The following is a 15,932-nucleotide window of genomic DNA, read 5'->3' as shown; positions in this document are numbered from 1 at the left end:
GAGTAGGGCAGTAGGGCAGTAGGCAGTAGGCAGTAGGCAGTAGGCAGTGGGTTGCTCTCTTTCCTATTGCCTACTGCCCAATTCCTACTGCCTAAATCCCCTCGCCGGTCAGCTCTTCCGAGAGCGTCGATACCTGGTTCTGGGCGCTGCGCATCATCGGGTAGATCGCCAGCACCTTTTGCCAGGCCTCCAGCGCCGACTGCTTGTGGCCGGTCTCGGCCATGATCTGGGCGAGGCCCGAGAGCGCGCCGAAATGGCGCGGCTCGAGCTCCAGGGTACGGTCGATGTCGGCCATCGACTTCCCGTAATTCTTCATCATGAAATGGACCGTGGCGCGGCGGTTCCAGCCTTCGGCATAGTCGGGCTGCAAAGTCACGACCTGGTCGAGGAAGTCGAGGGCGACGTCGAATTTCTGGTCTTCCGTCGCCTTTTGCGCCCATTGCATCATCAGGTCGATCGAGGCGCTGCCCGACTGGTTCCACTCGTTCCAGATGCGGCCGGCGATGCGCTCGGCAGCCTTTTCATTGCGCTCGCGCTTCAACTCGGCGAAGAGCTGGTCGAGGCGGCCCTGCCTGGTCGGAGCGGCCGGCGGCGGCGTGGCGGCGGGCGGTGGCGCGGCATCTGGCGGCAGCGCGCCTGGCACCGTTTCTGCCCCTGCAGGCAAAGCCGTGCCGGAGAGCAAAAGGGCGGCGAGAAATGCAAAACGAATCCGCATCGCCGGAATCTAGTCCCGGACGGCGGATCGTCAAAGTGATTTTAGCGTGAGAGGGCCGGCGAACCGGCATTCGACACCAGCGCGGCGGGGACGCCGCGCAGCAAGCGACAGCTAGCTGCGCTCAAGTCTCAGCCCTGGCGCGCCTTGTAGCGCGGAGCTGTCTTGTTGATGATGTAGATGCGTCCCTTGCGGCGAACCAGCTGGTTGTCGCGGTGACGCGCCTTGAGCGCCTTGAGCGAATTCTTGATCTTCATGGTCTTGCCTGTTCGGTCAGGGCCCGTCCAGGGCCGAATTTTAAAGGCGCGCCCGGAAAAAGCGCGCCTTTGAACTTGCGTGGCTCATAAACGAGGTGCCTTGCCCGTGTCAACCACGTGCGCGTGCCCCGAATGCCACAAGTGGGCCGGCAGATCAAATATTCGCCATCCGGCAGCACGGCATTGCGCGACTCAAGGGCGGCTGGGATGGTGCGGTCTCGCCGAAACGACCGGAGATTGCACATGCGCCGCCTGCTTTTGCCTGCCTGTCTTGCCCTGCTCGCGACAGCCCCGGCAGCCTTTGCCGAGGACTGCGACCGCAATGACGACAGCCAGTCGATGCTGAATATCTGCGCCGATGCCGACTATCAGGCGGCCGATGCCAAGCTCAATGCCGCCTATAAGAACATCGTCGGCAGCAACGATCAGGCCTCGAACAAGCTGCTGCAGACGGCGCAACGCGCCTGGATCGCCTTTCGCGACGCCGAATGCGCCTATTCGACTGCCGACAGCGAGGGCGGCTCCATCCATCCGATGGAGGTTTCGCAGTGCCTGACGACGCTGACCAATGAACGCATCAAGCAGTTGACATCCGACGCCAACTGCAAGCTGAGCGATCCGAGCTGCGCCGGCCCAGAGGGGGACGACGACCAGGACATGCAGTAAGCGATGGTTATCGGGGCCTGACGAGGCGTATAAAATGGCCCATCTTGCGGCCGGGGCGCGACTCGGCCTTGCCGTAGAGATGCAGCATCAGATCGGGCTCAGCCAGCAGCGCCGGCACTTTCAGCATGTCGTCGCCGATCAGGTTTTCCATCACGCAGTCAAAATGCCTGGCGGGCGAACCCAGCGGCAGGCCGGCGACGGCGCGGATATGCTGCTCGAACTGCGAGACGACGCAGGCGGCCTCCGTCCAGTGGCCGGAATTGTGCACGCGCGGCGCCAGCTCGTTGGCCAGAAGCGCGCCGTCGGCCAGCACGAAAAACTCGACGCCGATGACGCCGACACAGCCGAGCGCGGAAAGGATTTTTGAAGCGGCATCCTTGGCGGCGGCTGCCGTTTCCGGACGGATGACCGCCGGCAAAGTGGAGCTGCGCAATATGCCCTCGCGGTGGATGTTTTCGGCCGGATCGAAGACGGCGATACTTCCGTCGAGGCCACGCGCGGCGATCACCGAAATCTCGCGCTCGAAAGCGACGAGCGATTCCAGGATCAGCGGTACATTGCCCATCGCCTCGCAGGTGCCGGCAAAGCCGGCCGTCTGCATGTCGCGGAGGACGCGCTGGCCCTTGCCGTCATAGCCCATGCGGCGGGTCTTGAGCACGCCGCTGCCGTTGAACGTTTTGAGGGCCTCGGTCAGCTGATCGTCATTGTCGACCGGACAGAACTCCGCCGTCGGGATGCCGATGCCATTGAGGAAATTCTTTTCGGTCACGCGATCCTGCGCGATTTCGAGCGCGCGGGCCGGCGGATAGACCGGGACCGTTGCCGCCAGCGTTTCGGCGGCGGCGACCGGGACGTTCTCGAATTCGTAGGTGACGACGGCGCTGGTGCCGGCGAGTTCGGCAAGCGCTGCCGGATCGTCGTAGGCGGCGACGATCTGCCGGTTGGCGACCTGGGCGGCCGGGCAGTCGGGCTGGGGCTCCAACACGACGATGCGATAACCGAGGCGCGCCGCGGCCATCGCCAGCATGCGGCCAAGCTGGCCGCCGCCGATGATGCCGATGGTCGATCCCGGCGTCAGGCTCACGGCGCGTCCGTCGGCTCGGCGGCGACCTTGGCGGTCTGCGCCGAGCGCCAGTCATCGAGCCGGGCGGCGAGCTTATCATCGTTCAGCGCCAGCACCGCCGCTGCGAGCAGCGCTGCATTGGCGGCGCCCGCCTTGCCGATCGCCAAAGTGCCGACGGGGATGCCGGCCGGCATCTGCACGATGGAGAGAAGCGAATCCTGGCCCGAAAGCGCCTTGGATTCGACCGGAACGCCGAACACCGGCAGAGGCGTCATCGCCGCCGTCATGCCGGGCAGATGCGCCGCGCCGCCGGCGCCGGCGATAATCACCTTGTAACCGGCCGCCTTGGCACCCTTGGCGAACTCATAGAGGCGGTCGGGGGTCCGGTGCGCGGAGACGATCAGCCGCTTGTGCGGGATGCCCAGCGCCTCCAGCGTTTCCGCCGCCTGGCGCATCGTCGCCCAGTCGGACTGGCTGCCCATGATGATGGCGACGTCGGCACGCTGATCGGTCAAGGTGTGGCTCCGCGGCGGCAAAGGCGCGCCTTAGCGGAATTCGCCAAGGGCCGCAAGGATTGTCGCAATGGCCGCCGCTTCGCTGCCGGCACGGTCCGTGGCCTCGTGAGCGCGATCCTGCATTCGGCTCTGGAGCGTTTCACCGTTTCACGGAAACGGCGAACCGCTCAATCGCTTTGTTTTGACGCAATTCCAAACGAGAGGCTACGGCGACGTCGCCGAGCGTAACCGCTCACGCTTTTCGGAATTGCCCTACGCGATGATGTCGGGAATGATGCGGTCTTCAAGCGCCGATAGCCGGTCTTTCAGCATCAGCTTCTTCTTCTTCATGCGCTGGATCTGAAGCGGGTCGCAGCCGGTGGCGATCATCGCGTTGATGGCGGCGTCGAAATCGGCGTGTTCTTGTTTGAGCCGGGAATATTCGAGGCGTATTTCAGCCTGTTCCTGTTCGGACATTATCTACCGTCTGCGTATGCATCGCCCAATCGGGCTGTTTGGGCGGGGCCGTGACTTGCGGGTTTGTGACCGGCGGGCAGCCCTTACCACATTTCACTTTGTCGTGGAATGCTACCACGTGGCATTCGACATCGAGATCGGTTGGTGGCAAACTGTCATGGTGCCGTCACAGTCGCAACCTGCGGTGGAGGCCCCTGCGACGGCTGCAATCGAGGAAACCATGAAAGGGAGAACCATTCATGTCTCTTGCATCCCATCTTGATGAGTTGCAGCGGAAACACGGTGACATCGAGCGCGAGCTCACCGATGCGATGAACCATCCTTCGGTCGACGACCTCGAAATCGTGAATCTCAAGCGACGCAAGCTGGCAATCAAGGACGAGATTGAAAAGCTGAAGGCTGGCCCAACGACACACTGAAGCTCTTCCAGGCACCATCATCGCAACCCGCCGCGGTGAAACTTCCGGTGGCAAGAAATGCCACCGGTATGGTGTTTTTTAACTGAAATCGCCGGAGAACTCGGCCGCAAATCTTGCTGTCGGCCGGGCTGTTATTTTTCGCATGGCTCCAGCCGATTTGCAGGCTGGCACGCCGCTTGCCATTGACAAGCCATCTTTGCTCCGCCACCTCATGCCGAAACTCCCAGATGAAGGCGGCCGGCATGACCGGATATTTTTCTTCTCCCTTCCCGCGTCGCCGGTCGGTCGGCGTATCGGTCGGCGGCGTGATGGTCGGCGGCGGCGCACCGGTCGTCGTGCAATCGATGACCAACACCGACACCGCCGATGTCGACCAGACCGTCGCCCAGGTCGCGGCGCTGCATCGTGCCGGCTCGGAGATCGTGCGCATCACGGTCGACCGCGACGAGAGCGCGGCGGCGGTTCCGCGCATCCATGAGCGGCTGTTGCGGCTCGGCATCGACGTGCCGCTGGTCGGCGACTTCCACTATATTGGGCACAAGCTGCTCGCCGATCATCCGGCCTGCGCCGAAGCGCTGGCCAAATACCGCATCAATCCCGGCAATGTCGGCTTCAAGGACAAGAAGGACCGCCAGTTCGCCGCGATCGTCGAGATGGCGATCAGATATGACAAGCCGGTACGCATCGGCGTCAATTGGGGATCGCTCGACCAGGAGCTTTTGACCCGGCTGATGGACGACAACCAGGCGAAGGGCTCGCCGCTCACCGCGCAGGAAGTCACGCGCGAGGCGATTGTGCAGTCGGCGATCCTGTCGGCCGAGATGGCGGAAGAGATCGGGCTTGGCCGCGACAGGATCATCCTGTCGGCCAAGGTCAGCGGCGTGCAGGACCTGATCGCCGTCTACACCGAGCTTGCCACCCGCTCCGACCATGCGCTGCATCTGGGCCTCACCGAAGCCGGCATGGGCACCAAGGGCATCGTCGCCTCTTCCGCCGCGATGGGCATCCTCTTGCAGCAGGGCGTCGGCGACACGATCCGCATCTCGCTGACGCCGGAGCCGAATGGCGACCGCACCCGCGAGGTGCAGGTATCGCAAGAGCTTCTGCAGACCATGGGCTTCCGGCAGTTCGTGCCGATCGTCGCGGCCTGCCCCGGATGCGGCCGTACCACATCCACCGTGTTCCAGGAACTTGCCCAGAGCATCCAGGCCGATATCCGCAAGAACATGCCGGTGTGGCGCGAGAAGTATCCCGGCGTCGAGAACCTCAAGGTCGCGGTGATGGGCTGCATCGTCAACGGCCCCGGCGAATCCAAGCACGCCGATATCGGCATATCGCTGCCCGGCACCGGCGAGACGCCGACGGCGCCTGTCTTCATCGACGGCAAGAAGGCTGCGACGCTGCGCGGCCCCTCGATCGCGCAGGATTTCGAGAAGATGGTCAGCGACTATATCGAGCAGCGGTACGGACACGGCAAAGCCGCCGCGGAATGAACCGATGCGGCGTTTCCTAAAGGCAACGCTGCTCTTGTTTTTCGTGCTGATCCCGGCGGCTCACGCATTCGCCGATCCGCCGCAGTCGAAGTCGGCCGCCAAGCGCCTGATTTCGCGCGTCTGCGATCTGATCGAGACCCAGGCCCAACAGAACGGCCTACCCAAGGATTTCTTCGCCCGGCTGATCTGGAAGGAGAGCCGCTTCGATCCGGGCGCGGTGAGCCCGGTCGGCGCCGAAGGCATCGCGCAATTCATGCCGGGCACCGCCAAGATGCGCGGGCTCGCCGATCCCTTCGACATCGGGCAGGCCATCCCGGCCTCGGCGAAATATCTTGCCGAGATGAAGGTCAGCTACGGCAATCTCGGGCTGGCGGCCGCGGCCTACAATGCCGGCGAAAACCGCGTGTCGCGCTGGCTGAGCTCGGGCGGCTTCCTGCCAATGGAGACGGAAAGCTATGTCTTCGACGTCATGGGCGAGCCGGTCGACAAGTTCTCAGACAAGTCCTATGCCGGCACCGTCCAGCCGCTCGACCCGAAGATGAGCTTCGCGGTTGCCTGCCGCAGGCTGCCGGTGATCATGTCGCGGACCGTCGCCATGGCCTCGATCAACGTGAAGCCGTGGGGCGTGCAGGTGGCGGGCAATTTCCGCCGCTCGGCGGCGATAGGCCAATGGCTGCGGGTCAGGGGCCGGTTCCCGGCCTTGCTCGCCAGCCGTGATCCGGTGGTGAGCCGGGTTCGCACGCCGATCGGCCGGCGCGGCATCTACGCGGTCAGAATCGGCGCCGACTCGCGCGGCGAGGCCAACGGTATCTGCGACAAGCTGCAAAGCGTCGGCGGCGCCTGCGTGGTGTTGCGCAACCGATGACTGGGTACCACGAAGTTGGACGTGCTGACGGGACAGCGCCCCCCTCTGTCCTGCCGGACATCTCCCCCACTTGGGGGAGATTGGCAGCTTCGCCGACAGCACTCGTCCTGCAACGTTCGTGATTGGCGAAATCCGGCGCGGCATCCGATCTCCCCCCAAGTGGGGGAGATGTCCGGCAGGACAGAGGGGGGCGCGAAGGAACTCGGCGGTGGCGGCCAGACGCTACCTGACGCTTAAGCCGTCTTCGCCGCCACCGTCTCGCTGAGCCAGGTGCCGATCTTGGCGCCGAGGCGGTCGGGCGAGACCGGTTTCGGCAGATAATCGTCCATGCCTGCCTCGATGCATTTTTCACGGTCGCCCTTGAGCGCATGCGCGGTGACGCCGATGATCGGCGTGTGATCGCCGTTCTGCACTTCGATGGCGCGGATGGCGCGGGTCGCCTCATAACCGTTCATCTCCGGCATGGAGACGTCCATCAGCACCAGGCGCGGGCGCAACGAGCGGTACATCTCGACAGCGGTGCGGCCATTGCCGGCGATGCGGTAGCTGAGACCGAAGCCGTTAAGGATCTGGCCGAAGACCAGCTGGTTCACGTCATTGTCCTCGGCGATCAGAATGTCGATCGGGCCGCTCGGCGCGGCGGTCGATTCCGGCGCTGCCGGGACCGGAACGGCCGGGCCGCGGATGACGGTGAAGGCCGGCGGGGCCGCCTGGGCCGCGGCCGGCTCGCGCACGAAATGCGCCTTGGCGCCTTGCGTGCGCGCCTTCTGGATGGCGGCGATCACGGTGCCCAGCAGCACCGCCGAACGCGCCGGCTTGGTGAGATGCGCGACGATGCCGAAATCGATCACCATTCTGCCGAAATCGACCTGGTCTACCGAGGTGAGCAGCACGACGGGGATGGAGGAGAGGCGGCTGTCGGCGGCGATGGCTCTGGCGACATCGGCGCCGTTCATGCCGGGCATCTGGTAATCGAGGATGATGCAGTCGACCGAGGCGCCGAGCTGGCAGGCGCGGTCGAGGAAGGCGAGGCCGACCGCGCCGCTTTCGGCGGCCGCGCAGTCGAAGCTCCAGCTTCTCAGCTGCTCCAGCAGGATCTCGCGGTTGACCGGATTGTCGTCGATGACCAGCACACGGGCGCCGGTGACATCGACCGGCACCAGCTCGTCGCGCGCCTGCTGGCTATGCGCCGGCAGCGGCACGGCGAACCAGAACACGGAGCCGCGGCCGATCTCGCTTTCGACGCCGATCTTGCCGCCCATCAGGTCGACGAGACGAGCCGCGATCGCCAAGCCAAGCCCGGTGCCTTCATGGCGGCGGGTCGAGGAGCCGTCGACCTGGGCGAATTTCTCAAACACACTTTGCAGTTTTTCGGCCGGGATGCCGATGCCGGTGTCCTCGACGCGGACCTTGAGCTGAACCACACCGTCGACGACATCGCCGCCGACATCGATCAGGACATGGCCCTTCTCGGTGAACTTCACGGCGTTGCCGAGCAGGTTGGTGACGATCTGGCGGAAGCGCCCTGCGTCGCCGACGACGAAGGCCGGCAGGCGCGGGTCGACGCGCACGATGAGCTCGAGGTTCTTTTCGGCAACGCGCGCCGACACCAGCGTCGCCACATCCTCGACCGCCTCCGCCAGGCGGAAAGGGGCGGGGTCGAGCGTCAGCTGGCCGGCATTGATCTTCGAGAAATCGAGGATGTCGTTGATGATGGTGAGCAGCGCGTTGCCGGATTTGACGATGACGTCGGTGAAGGTCTTTTGGCGCGGCGTCAGCTCCGTCTTGGCAAGCAACTCGGCCATGCCGAGCACGCCGTTCATCGGCGTGCGGATCTCATGGCTCATATTGGCGAGGAATTCGGATTTGGCGCGGTCGGCGGCCTCTGCCTTGAACAAAGATGCGGCGGTCTCGGCGAAGGCGCGGCGGATCGCATTCTCCATCGGCCGGAAGATCAGAAACGCCGCGATGGCGAGCACGGCAAACAGCAGGCCGCTCGCCCACAGGAGGAGCCGGTCGCTGGAAGCATCGGCAAGGCGGCGCTCCTCGTCGAGCGCGGTGCGCACCTTTACCAGCATCGGCTGGGCGAAAAGGTCGTTCTGGTTGCGGATCTCGCGGTAGCTCCACTCGTCGACTTTCTGGGCGACCGCCATCAGGTTGAAGTTGCGCACCATGTCGCGCGCCGACCAGAACAGGTCGTCATTGACCGAAGCGGTGTCCAGCGCGTTGACGGTGTTGTTCGACAGGCGCGGCCTGATCGCGGCGAGTTGGGCGTTCAGGATCCCGATCTCGCCCATCAGGCGTTCGGAATGGCCGCGCGCGGCGGTCGCCAACGCATCGCGCGTCTCGCTGCGCCAGGCGGTGCCGGTGGTCTCGGCGAAATTGGTGGCGTTGCGCAGGTCGCGGGCGAAGATGACGAAATTGCCGCTGAGAGCATCGACCTCGTGGCGATATGAATTCACACGATTGAGCGCGAACATGACGGCGGCCGAAGCCAGCGCGAAGACAAGCAATCCCGAAATGTAGCGGATCCGGATCGACCGGAGGAAGGAAGAATATTCCGGCATGCGCAACCCCAACACATACGCACAATTTTAATGGTCGGGATTACGCTTGATTTACATTAAGATTTCGTTGGAGGGAGGCTGGCTTGTCGCAGCTTCTGATACAAAGGCGATGTATCGCTGTCCGTGACAGACAGGGTAAGCGCGCTGGACTTCCGGACAGCGTCTCGAAACCGGACGGCAGATCGTCAATCCGATGTATCGGAGAGGATCCCGTTTCCCTTGCGCAGCGTGATCCGGCGTCGAGGATGCTCGTCTCTCGCGGCTTGAAAAATGGCGCGGGCAAGCTGTGCCGTAGCGGCGCGTGCGAGGACCCGTTCGATGATCTCATGGCTGTCGGCCCGCCAGAGTTCGATACGATAGGGCAGCGCTTCAGCCGAACGGGAAGAATTGGCGCTCCGTGTCATAGACAGGCCTCTGCCTAATTCGTCGGGCCGTTCCATCTCGAAACGAAATTGTTCTTGTGCCGCAAGGTGACGTAGCGATCCGGATGCTCACGCGTCGCTGCATAATAGGCAGCGTAGCCGATACTGGCATTTGCCGTGACGGCGAGGACTTGTTCGACGCCATTCTTGGCGGCGTTCCACAACTCGACCCTATACGGGAGTTCGTCGTGCTCGGCAGAGCCGGGTTCGTGAGAGACGGGATTTTCCTCGTCATCTCCAGGCTCGTTTTCCGGAGCAAAGCTGTACAGATGGCCCGGATTTCTGAGATTGGCTACGAGAGCGGATGAATATGTCGCCATTGGTCCAAGCTCGTTGCTATGCAGGATAGGCACGCTTATGTTGCGGACGTGTCACCGGACGAACTGCTTAATGCGAGCGTAACGCGGGTTCGACAATGCCACCGACCACAGCCGACGCGCAACACCTTTCCGACAGCCGCCGCCTCGAGCTCTTCATCGACGCTGTCGCCGACTACGCGATCTACACCCTCGATGCAGATGGCCTCATCACCAGCTGGAATGCCGGCGCCGAGAAGATAAAGGGCTACGCGGCTTCGGAAGTCCTGGGGCAGCATTTTTCCCGATTTTTCACAGTTGAAGATCAGGCGAATGGGGTCCCGAGCAGGATGCTTGCCGCGGCAAAGGCGGAGGGAAGATACGAGGCCGAAGGGTGGCGGGTGCGCAAGGACGGAACCAGGTTCTGGTCGAGCGGCCTTGTTCAACGGGTACTGGACCGCAACGGCGTTCTTTTGGGTTACGCGAAGATCACGCGAGACATCACGGAGCGCGTCGCCGCGCATGAGTCGCTGCTGCAGAGCGAGCGGCGCTTCCGCATCCTTGTCGACGGCGTGACCGACTATGCCATCTACATGCTCGATCCAAGCGGCATGGTCACCAATTGGAACGCCGGCGCCGAGCGGCTGAAGGGCTACGCTGCCGAGGAAATCGTGGGCCAGCATTTTTCCAAATTCTACACCCGTGAAGAACGCGCAAAAGGCACGCCGCTCCGGGTCCTCGAAGCAGCCGTGCAAAACGGGCGATATGAAGGCGAGGGTTGGCGCGTACGCAAGGATGGCAGCCGTTTCTGGGCATCGGTTGTCGTCACCCCGATCCATAACGACGCAGGCCAGCTCGAAGGATTCGCCAAGGTTACGCGCGACATCACCGAACGCCGTGCGGCGCACGAAGCCTTGCGCCAAAGCGAGCGCCAGTTCCGCCTTCTGGTGAGCGGCGTGACCGACTATGCGCTCTTCATGCTTGACCCCAACGGGCTGGTGACCAGTTGGAACGCCGGCGCGGAGCGCATCAAGGGCTATACGGCCGAAGAAATTATCGGTCAGCACTTCTCTCGGTTTTACACGGAGCACGACCGCGCCGCCGGTTTACCTGGCCGCGCGCTCCATACGGCAACACGGGATGGACGCTTCGAGACCGAGGGCCATCGCGTCCGTAAGGACGGGACGCTGTTCTGGGCGAATGTCGTGATCGATCCGATCCGCGATGAGCGAGGAGAGCTGATTGGTTTCGCCAAGATTACGCGCGACATCACCGATCGACGCGATGCGGAGATCGCACTCCGGCAGGCGCAAGCGCAACGCGTTCATACGCAGAAAATGGATGCGCTCGGCCAACTGACCGGCAGCATCGTACATGATTTCAACAACCTCCTGACGGTGGTCGAAAGCTATGTTCGCCTGGGCAAGAAAGTCGGCGCCGATCCCGAAATGAAGCGGGCGACCGAATCCGTGGAACTTGCGCTCCAGCGCGGCGCCGCATTGACACGCCAGTTGCTGGCCTTCTCGCGCAAGCAGGCTGCCCGCGCCGAGGTCGTCTCGCTGGCAGAGCGAGTGGAAGCCGTCCGCGCAATGATAGCGGGCTCCATGCGCAAATCGGTGAAGTTGGTCGCCGCTGTCGGACCCGAAACCTGGCCAGTCAAGGTCGACCCCGGCGAACTGGAGCTTGGTCTCGTCAACATTGCCTTCAACGCGCGGGACGCCATGCCAGACGGTGGCCTGGTAACGATAACGGCGGAGAACGTGCTGTTGTCGAGCGAGGACAACGCAGCCGGCCTGCAAGGTGAATTCGTCGCGTTGCGGGTGACCGACACAGGCATCGGCATTGCGGCAGACGTGCTTCCGCAGGTTTTCGAACCGTTCTTCACGACCAAAGGGCCCGAGAAGGGTACAGGTCTCGGCCTCGCCCAGGTCTACGGTTTGGCGCAGCAGTCCGGCGGCGCGGTCACGATTGACAGCGAAGTCGGCAAGGGCACGACGGTGACGATCTATCTGCCCCGGGCCGATATGGCAGTCGCCGCGCAGAGCGCCGAGCCGGAACAGCCGGCCAGCGCGAATGTGGTGCCGTTGAGGACAAAGGGCCGTTTTGCCGGGGATCAAGACTGATGACGTCGCCGCAGATGCTATGAGGTGACGACGAGAGAGCGGTATCGGGCGGCCACGACCACAATGATCGCCAGGTGAAGCAGGATCGCGAGAGCTGCGCCGATCAATTGCGGGACAAGACCTTCCGTCCGGCCGATCATCCAGATCGTGACGACGCTCAGCGGCAAAAACAAAATGACGCTGGTGACGAGGCCGGGATTGTATTTGCCGAGCCGCGCCGATGTGACGAGGTGCGCGAGCGCGTTCACGATCATGACATAGGGGGCGACCAGGCCCCAGGCGGGTCCCCACAGGAATGCCGCATAAAGAGCCAGCAGGTTGATGCCCCAGACAAACGGCAGGTTGATGACGAGAACCGAGGCGACGGTAAGGGCGTCACGGCCGCCGAAGACATTTTCGTTCGCGAATTTGCGGAACCGGTCGCCGGCGTGCTCTTCGACCTGATGGACCATGTAAAACGGGCTGTGCAGGAAGATCAGGAACACCGGCAGCGGAAGCGATAAGACCGGCGCGGCCGCTATGAGCGATGCTGCCATGAACCCCGCACCGATGACCCAATAATCGGCCAGCCAGGCTTGCAGCTTAAGCATTGGTTCCCCGCGTCCTCAGTCAGCGATCCTGCACGAATGGACGCGCATCGCCAGAACTATTCAAGTGCGTGGACGCCGTGGCGCTACGTGACCATGTCGGATATTGACTGCCGCGACCGCTCCTGAGACAGTCAATGGAAGATGCGCGCCTCCAAAACTTGGCACCCCGCTGGCTCGGCCACCCGTTGCGGCGTCTGGCCTTTCGCCATTGATCAGAGGTAGAACGCGAGCATGAGAAGCGGCCGTGAGCGAACCTATACAGCGGATAGTTGAGACCAACGGCATCCGCCTCAACGTCGCGGAGCAGGGCGAAGGGCCGGTGGTGCTTTTGTGCCATGGCTTCCCTGAATCCTGGTATTCCTGGCGGCATCAGCTGGGCGCGCTCGCGGCGGCGGGCTTCCGCGCCATCGCCCCCGACATGCGAGGCTACGGCAAGAGCGATCGGCCGGAAGCGATCGACCAATACACGCTCTTTCATCTGGTCGGCGACATGGTGGGTCTTCTCGACGCCCTCGAGGCCCCCAGCTCCGTCATCGTCGGCCACGACTGGGGTGCGGTGGTGGCCTGGCATGCCGCGCTGCTACGGCCGGACCGCTTCCATGCCGTCGTCGGCCTCAGCGTGCCGTTCCGGTCGCGCGGCAATGCGCGTCCGACCAGCCTCATGCCGCGAACGGCGGAGTCCCAGTTCTACCAGCTCTATTTCCAGCAACCCGGCATTGCCGAGGCGGAGCTGGAACGGGACCCGCGGGCCTCGGTGCGCGCCATGCTTTACGCGGTGTCGGGAGACGCTTCGGACGGCGGCGCCAGAATTGCCATGGTCCCGCACGGCGGAGGCCTCCTGCAAGCCGCCGAGGTTCCTGCAAGTCTGCCGCACTGGCTCAGCGAAAGCGACAGCGATTTCTACGCCGGCGAGTTCCAGCGCACCGGCTTTGCCGGAGGTCTCAACTGGTACCGCAACATCGACCGCAACTGGGAACTGATGGCGCCCTTTGCCGGCGCGCGGATCAAGGTTCCCGCTCTCTACGCAGCGGGCGACCGTGACCTTGTGGTCGCCTTCCCCGGCATGGATCAACTGTTGGCCAATCTCAGGAACTTCGTCCCGCAAATCCGCGATACGCTGATGCTGCCCGGCTGCGGGCATTGGACCCAGCAGGAGCGCCCGGACGAGGTCAACGCCGCGATGATCGATTTCCTGCGGAGCTTGCCGAACCGGGGCTGATCCAAGGGAAAGCGAGTATCGGCTCCGACACGGAAAGTTGGGCGTGCCGCTCGGCAAGCGACTCGCCCGGTTCAAGTCAGGCACTATCCTCGGCCCGGTAGGCGTCGGGAAGAATGAAGACCTCGTCGGCGCGGCCATAGCCTCCGTCGGGAACTTCCTCGATCAGCACCATGGTGTAGGGGCGTACAGCTTCGCCGAAATAGTCGACGAACATCTGCGTGGTCTTGTGGACGAGGTCTTCCTTCTGCGCTTTTGTGAGGGCGGCCTCGGGCATCTTGAAGTTGGCAAAGGGCATTCCAGGTTCCTTCCGGTGGATTTCACGGCTCTGGATGGAGGGCCGGTGAGGCGTCAGCGACCGGACCGATGATGTCCGTTCGTTGTCCTGGAGCGGATATAGACTGCTGCGGATGCCGGATAATCACCCGGCCATCGACAGCAGTATTCGAATATAGCGAACAATCGGAGCTGTTGTCGGCTTCGGCAACGGCTGCCCGCCTGCGCCACCGTTCAGTTGCTGCGCGTCGCCACGAAGGTCGCCGCTTGCTTGAGCAGCTCAGCCGCTTCGCCGTAGGGCTCGAGCAGCGCATGCGCCTGTTCGATCAGGCCGTGGAGCTGACCGCGCGCCCAATCTGGTCCGTGCAGTGCTGCGAGCGTCGCCTTGCCGGCGGCCGCATCCTTGTTCGTCGCCTTGCCCATCTGCTTTGCGTCGGCGGTCAGGTCGAGCAGGTCGTCGGCGAGCTGGAAGGCAAGGCCGATCGCCGAGCCGAACTCCGCCAGCCGTTCGCGGTCGGCAGGAGGCGCGCCGGCGACAATCGCGCCGGCCTCGCAGGCGAAGCGGATCAGCGCGCCGGTCTTCATCGCCTGCAGCGTGATGATGCCCGCCTCGTCCGGCCGTTCGCGTGCGGCTTCCAGGTCCAGCATCTGGCCACCGACCATGCCGCCGGCACCGGCCGCACGAGCAAGGGCGAGAACCAGGGTGGCGCGGCGCTCCGCCGGCAGCGCGGTCGCTTCATCGGCGACGAGGTCGAAGGCCAAGGTCAGCAACGCGTCGCCGGCGAGGATCGCGGTCGCCTCGTCGAAGGCCCTGTGCACCGTCGGCTGGCCGCGCCTCAAATCGTCGTCATCCATGGAAGGCAGGTCGTCATGGATGAGCGAGTAGCAATGCACGCATTCCAACGCCGCGGCGACGCGCAGCGCCGCCTCGCTCTCGGCCGAAAACAGCGCGGCACTTTCCATGACCAGAAAAGGCCGCAGCCGCTTGCCGCCATTGAGCACGCCATGGCGCATGGCCGCCATGAGGCGCTCAGGCCGCACGATCTCACTGGTGAGCGGACGCGTGTCGAGGATCCGCCGCAGCTCGGTCTCGACCGAAGCGGCGCGCATGAAAAGCGCGGATTCGAAGGCGATCTGGTCGTCTTTGCCCATGGCCGGGAGCGGTAGCCGACACTCAGACATTGCGCAAGCAGGCTCGCGCCTTTATGCCGGAGGAGGCGAGGCACGGGTGGGACGGCTTGACGGAACCGATCGTCGAATATGAAAGCGAAGGGCTGGACATGGCGCGACGTCGGCGCCTGAACCGCGCCGGTCTCAAGCGGCTTGGCCGGCGTTGCCTGGTCGTGGCGCTCGTGCTGGCGGTCATACCGGTCGTGCTCACCTTCCTTTATCTGCCACCCTTCGTGCATCCGGTCTCGACGCTAATGCTGAAGGACCTCGTGACTTTTTCCGGCTACGACCGGCGCTGGGTGTCGATCGATGACGTGGCGCCGGTGCTGGCGCATTCGGTGATCATGTCGGAGGACGGGCAGTTCTGCTTTCATCGCGGCGTCGATCTGGGCGAGTTGCGCGGCGTGGTCGACGACGCGCTGGCCGGCGAGGCGACGCGCGGCGCCTCCACCATCACCATGCAGACGGTGAAGAACCTTTTTCTGTGGTCGCGGCCATTGGGCAGCGTGCGCAAGGTGGTCGAGCTGCCCCTGGCCGTCTATTTCGATGCTGTGATGTCGAAGCGGCGGATCATGGAAATCTATCTCAACATCGCCGAATGGGGGCCGGGCATCTACGGCATCGAGGCCGCCGCCCGGCATCATTTCGGCGTCTCTGCCAAGCAATTGTCGCGAAGGCAGGCGGCGCTGCTTGCCGTCAGCCTGCCCAACCCGATCGCGCGCAATCCCGCCAGGCCGGGGCCGGGCCTGCGGCGGCTGGCCTCGCTGATCGAGCGGCGCGCGAGCCGATCCGGCGCCTATGTCGGCTGCCTTGACTAGGTGTGTCG

The 15,932-nt window shown here is 63.9% G+C and carries 17 protein-coding genes; 7 read left to right on the top strand and 10 right to left on the bottom strand.

Annotation, left to right across the window (positions count from 1 at the left end; genetic code table 11):
• Positions 1 to 91 precede the first annotated feature (91 nt).
• Positions 92 to 715: a hypothetical protein gene (locus FJ980_RS24935; protein ID WP_140546370.1), complete on the bottom strand. Its 624-nt coding sequence runs from the start codon at positions 713 to 715 to the stop codon at positions 92 to 94.
• A 128-nt stretch (positions 716 to 843) separates the two neighbouring features.
• The gene (gene ykgO, locus FJ980_RS24930) at positions 844 to 969 is read right to left on the bottom strand and encodes a type B 50S ribosomal protein L36 (protein ID WP_006203764.1); all 126 of its coding nucleotides are present in this window, start codon (positions 967 to 969) and stop codon (positions 844 to 846) included.
• Between the two features lie 243 nt (positions 970 to 1,212).
• Between ykgO and FJ980_RS24925 the strand changes: the two genes are divergently transcribed.
• The gene (locus FJ980_RS24925) at positions 1,213 to 1,635 is read left to right on the top strand and encodes a lysozyme inhibitor LprI family protein (RefSeq protein ID WP_140546369.1); all 423 of its coding nucleotides are present in this window, start codon (positions 1,213 to 1,215) and stop codon (positions 1,633 to 1,635) included.
• A gap of 7 nt (positions 1,636 to 1,642) precedes the next feature.
• Here the strand turns inward: FJ980_RS24925 and FJ980_RS24920 are convergent, their stop codons facing one another.
• The 3 genes from FJ980_RS24920 to FJ980_RS24910 form a co-directional block, all read right to left on the bottom strand.
• The gene (locus tag FJ980_RS24920; protein WP_140546368.1) at positions 1,643 to 2,719 is read right to left on the bottom strand and encodes a 5-(carboxyamino)imidazole ribonucleotide synthase; all 1,077 of its coding nucleotides are present in this window, start codon (positions 2,717 to 2,719) and stop codon (positions 1,643 to 1,645) included.
• A complete protein-coding gene (purE, locus tag FJ980_RS24915; RefSeq protein WP_140546367.1) occupies positions 2,716 to 3,213 on the bottom strand; it encodes a 5-(carboxyamino)imidazole ribonucleotide mutase in 498 nt (165 codons plus the stop codon). Before purE ends, FJ980_RS24920 begins: the two co-directional genes overlap by 4 nt.
• A gap of 252 nt (positions 3,214 to 3,465) precedes the next feature.
• The gene (locus FJ980_RS24910) at positions 3,466 to 3,669 is read right to left on the bottom strand and encodes a DUF465 domain-containing protein (RefSeq protein ID WP_040985243.1); all 204 of its coding nucleotides are present in this window, start codon (positions 3,667 to 3,669) and stop codon (positions 3,466 to 3,468) included.
• 239 nt (positions 3,670 to 3,908) lie between these two features.
• Between FJ980_RS24910 and FJ980_RS24905 the strand changes: the two genes are divergently transcribed.
• The 3 genes from FJ980_RS24905 to FJ980_RS24895 all read left to right on the top strand — a co-directional run bounded on the left by FJ980_RS24905 (position 3,909) and on the right by FJ980_RS24895 (position 6,446).
• Complete coding sequence (locus FJ980_RS24905) at positions 3,909 to 4,088, top strand: YdcH family protein (protein ID WP_140546366.1); 180 nt, start codon at positions 3,909 to 3,911, stop codon at positions 4,086 to 4,088.
• Positions 4,089 to 4,330: 242 nt separating this feature from the next.
• Positions 4,331 to 5,581, top strand: a complete 1,251-nt coding sequence (ispG, locus tag FJ980_RS24900) for a flavodoxin-dependent (E)-4-hydroxy-3-methylbut-2-enyl-diphosphate synthase (protein ID WP_140546365.1) — start codon at positions 4,331 to 4,333, stop codon at positions 5,579 to 5,581.
• Positions 5,582 to 5,585: 4 nt separating this feature from the next.
• Positions 5,586 to 6,446: a lytic transglycosylase domain-containing protein gene (locus tag FJ980_RS24895; protein ID WP_140546364.1), complete on the top strand. Its 861-nt coding sequence runs from the start codon at positions 5,586 to 5,588 to the stop codon at positions 6,444 to 6,446.
• A gap of 233 nt (positions 6,447 to 6,679) precedes the next feature.
• Here the strand turns inward: FJ980_RS24895 and FJ980_RS24885 are convergent, their stop codons facing one another.
• Together FJ980_RS24885 and FJ980_RS24880 are read right to left on the bottom strand one after the other, a co-directional pair.
• Positions 6,680 to 9,013: a response regulator gene (locus FJ980_RS24885; RefSeq protein WP_140546362.1), complete on the bottom strand. Its 2,334-nt coding sequence runs from the start codon at positions 9,011 to 9,013 to the stop codon at positions 6,680 to 6,682.
• Positions 9,014 to 9,431: 418 nt separating this feature from the next.
• Positions 9,432 to 9,755, bottom strand: a complete 324-nt coding sequence (locus FJ980_RS24880) for a hypothetical protein (RefSeq protein WP_140546361.1) — start codon at positions 9,753 to 9,755, stop codon at positions 9,432 to 9,434.
• A 95-nt stretch (positions 9,756 to 9,850) separates the two neighbouring features.
• Between FJ980_RS24880 and FJ980_RS24875 the strand changes: the two genes are divergently transcribed.
• A complete protein-coding gene (locus FJ980_RS24875) occupies positions 9,851 to 11,854 on the top strand; it encodes a PAS domain-containing sensor histidine kinase (RefSeq protein WP_140546360.1) in 2,004 nt (667 codons plus the stop codon).
• Between the two features lie 17 nt (positions 11,855 to 11,871).
• On the opposite strand, the gene FJ980_RS24870 is transcribed toward FJ980_RS24875, so the two are convergent.
• Positions 11,872 to 12,444, bottom strand: coding sequence for an HXXEE domain-containing protein (locus FJ980_RS24870; RefSeq protein WP_140546359.1), 573 nt, complete (start codon positions 12,442 to 12,444; stop codon positions 11,872 to 11,874).
• Between the two features lie 244 nt (positions 12,445 to 12,688).
• Here FJ980_RS24870 and FJ980_RS24865 point away from each other — a divergent pair, with 244 nt between their 5' ends.
• Positions 12,689 to 13,663, top strand: coding sequence for an alpha/beta hydrolase (locus tag FJ980_RS24865; RefSeq protein WP_140546358.1), 975 nt, complete (start codon positions 12,689 to 12,691; stop codon positions 13,661 to 13,663).
• A gap of 76 nt (positions 13,664 to 13,739) precedes the next feature.
• On the opposite strand, the gene FJ980_RS24860 is transcribed toward FJ980_RS24865, so the two are convergent.
• A complete protein-coding gene (locus FJ980_RS24860; RefSeq protein WP_140546357.1) occupies positions 13,740 to 13,958 on the bottom strand; it encodes a 4-oxalocrotonate tautomerase family protein in 219 nt (72 codons plus the stop codon).
• 212 nt (positions 13,959 to 14,170) lie between these two features.
• Entirely contained in the window at positions 14,171 to 15,046 is an 876-nt protein-coding gene (locus tag FJ980_RS24855) for a polyprenyl synthetase family protein (RefSeq protein ID WP_246676550.1), read from the bottom strand.
• Between the two features lie 170 nt (positions 15,047 to 15,216).
• On the opposite strand from FJ980_RS24855, the gene FJ980_RS24850 reads away from it, so the two are divergent.
• Positions 15,217 to 15,924: a transglycosylase domain-containing protein gene (locus FJ980_RS24850; RefSeq protein ID WP_181170695.1), complete on the top strand. Its 708-nt coding sequence runs from the start codon at positions 15,217 to 15,219 to the stop codon at positions 15,922 to 15,924.
• Positions 15,925 to 15,932 lie beyond the last annotated feature (8 nt).

It is taken from the genome of Mesorhizobium sp. B1-1-5 (genome assembly GCF_006443065.1).
In the GTDB taxonomy this organism is placed as follows: Bacteria; Pseudomonadota; Alphaproteobacteria; order Rhizobiales; family Rhizobiaceae; genus Mesorhizobium.
The sequence above is the reverse complement of the archived record's forward strand: the minus strand, read 5'-3'. Positions and strand labels throughout refer to the sequence as shown.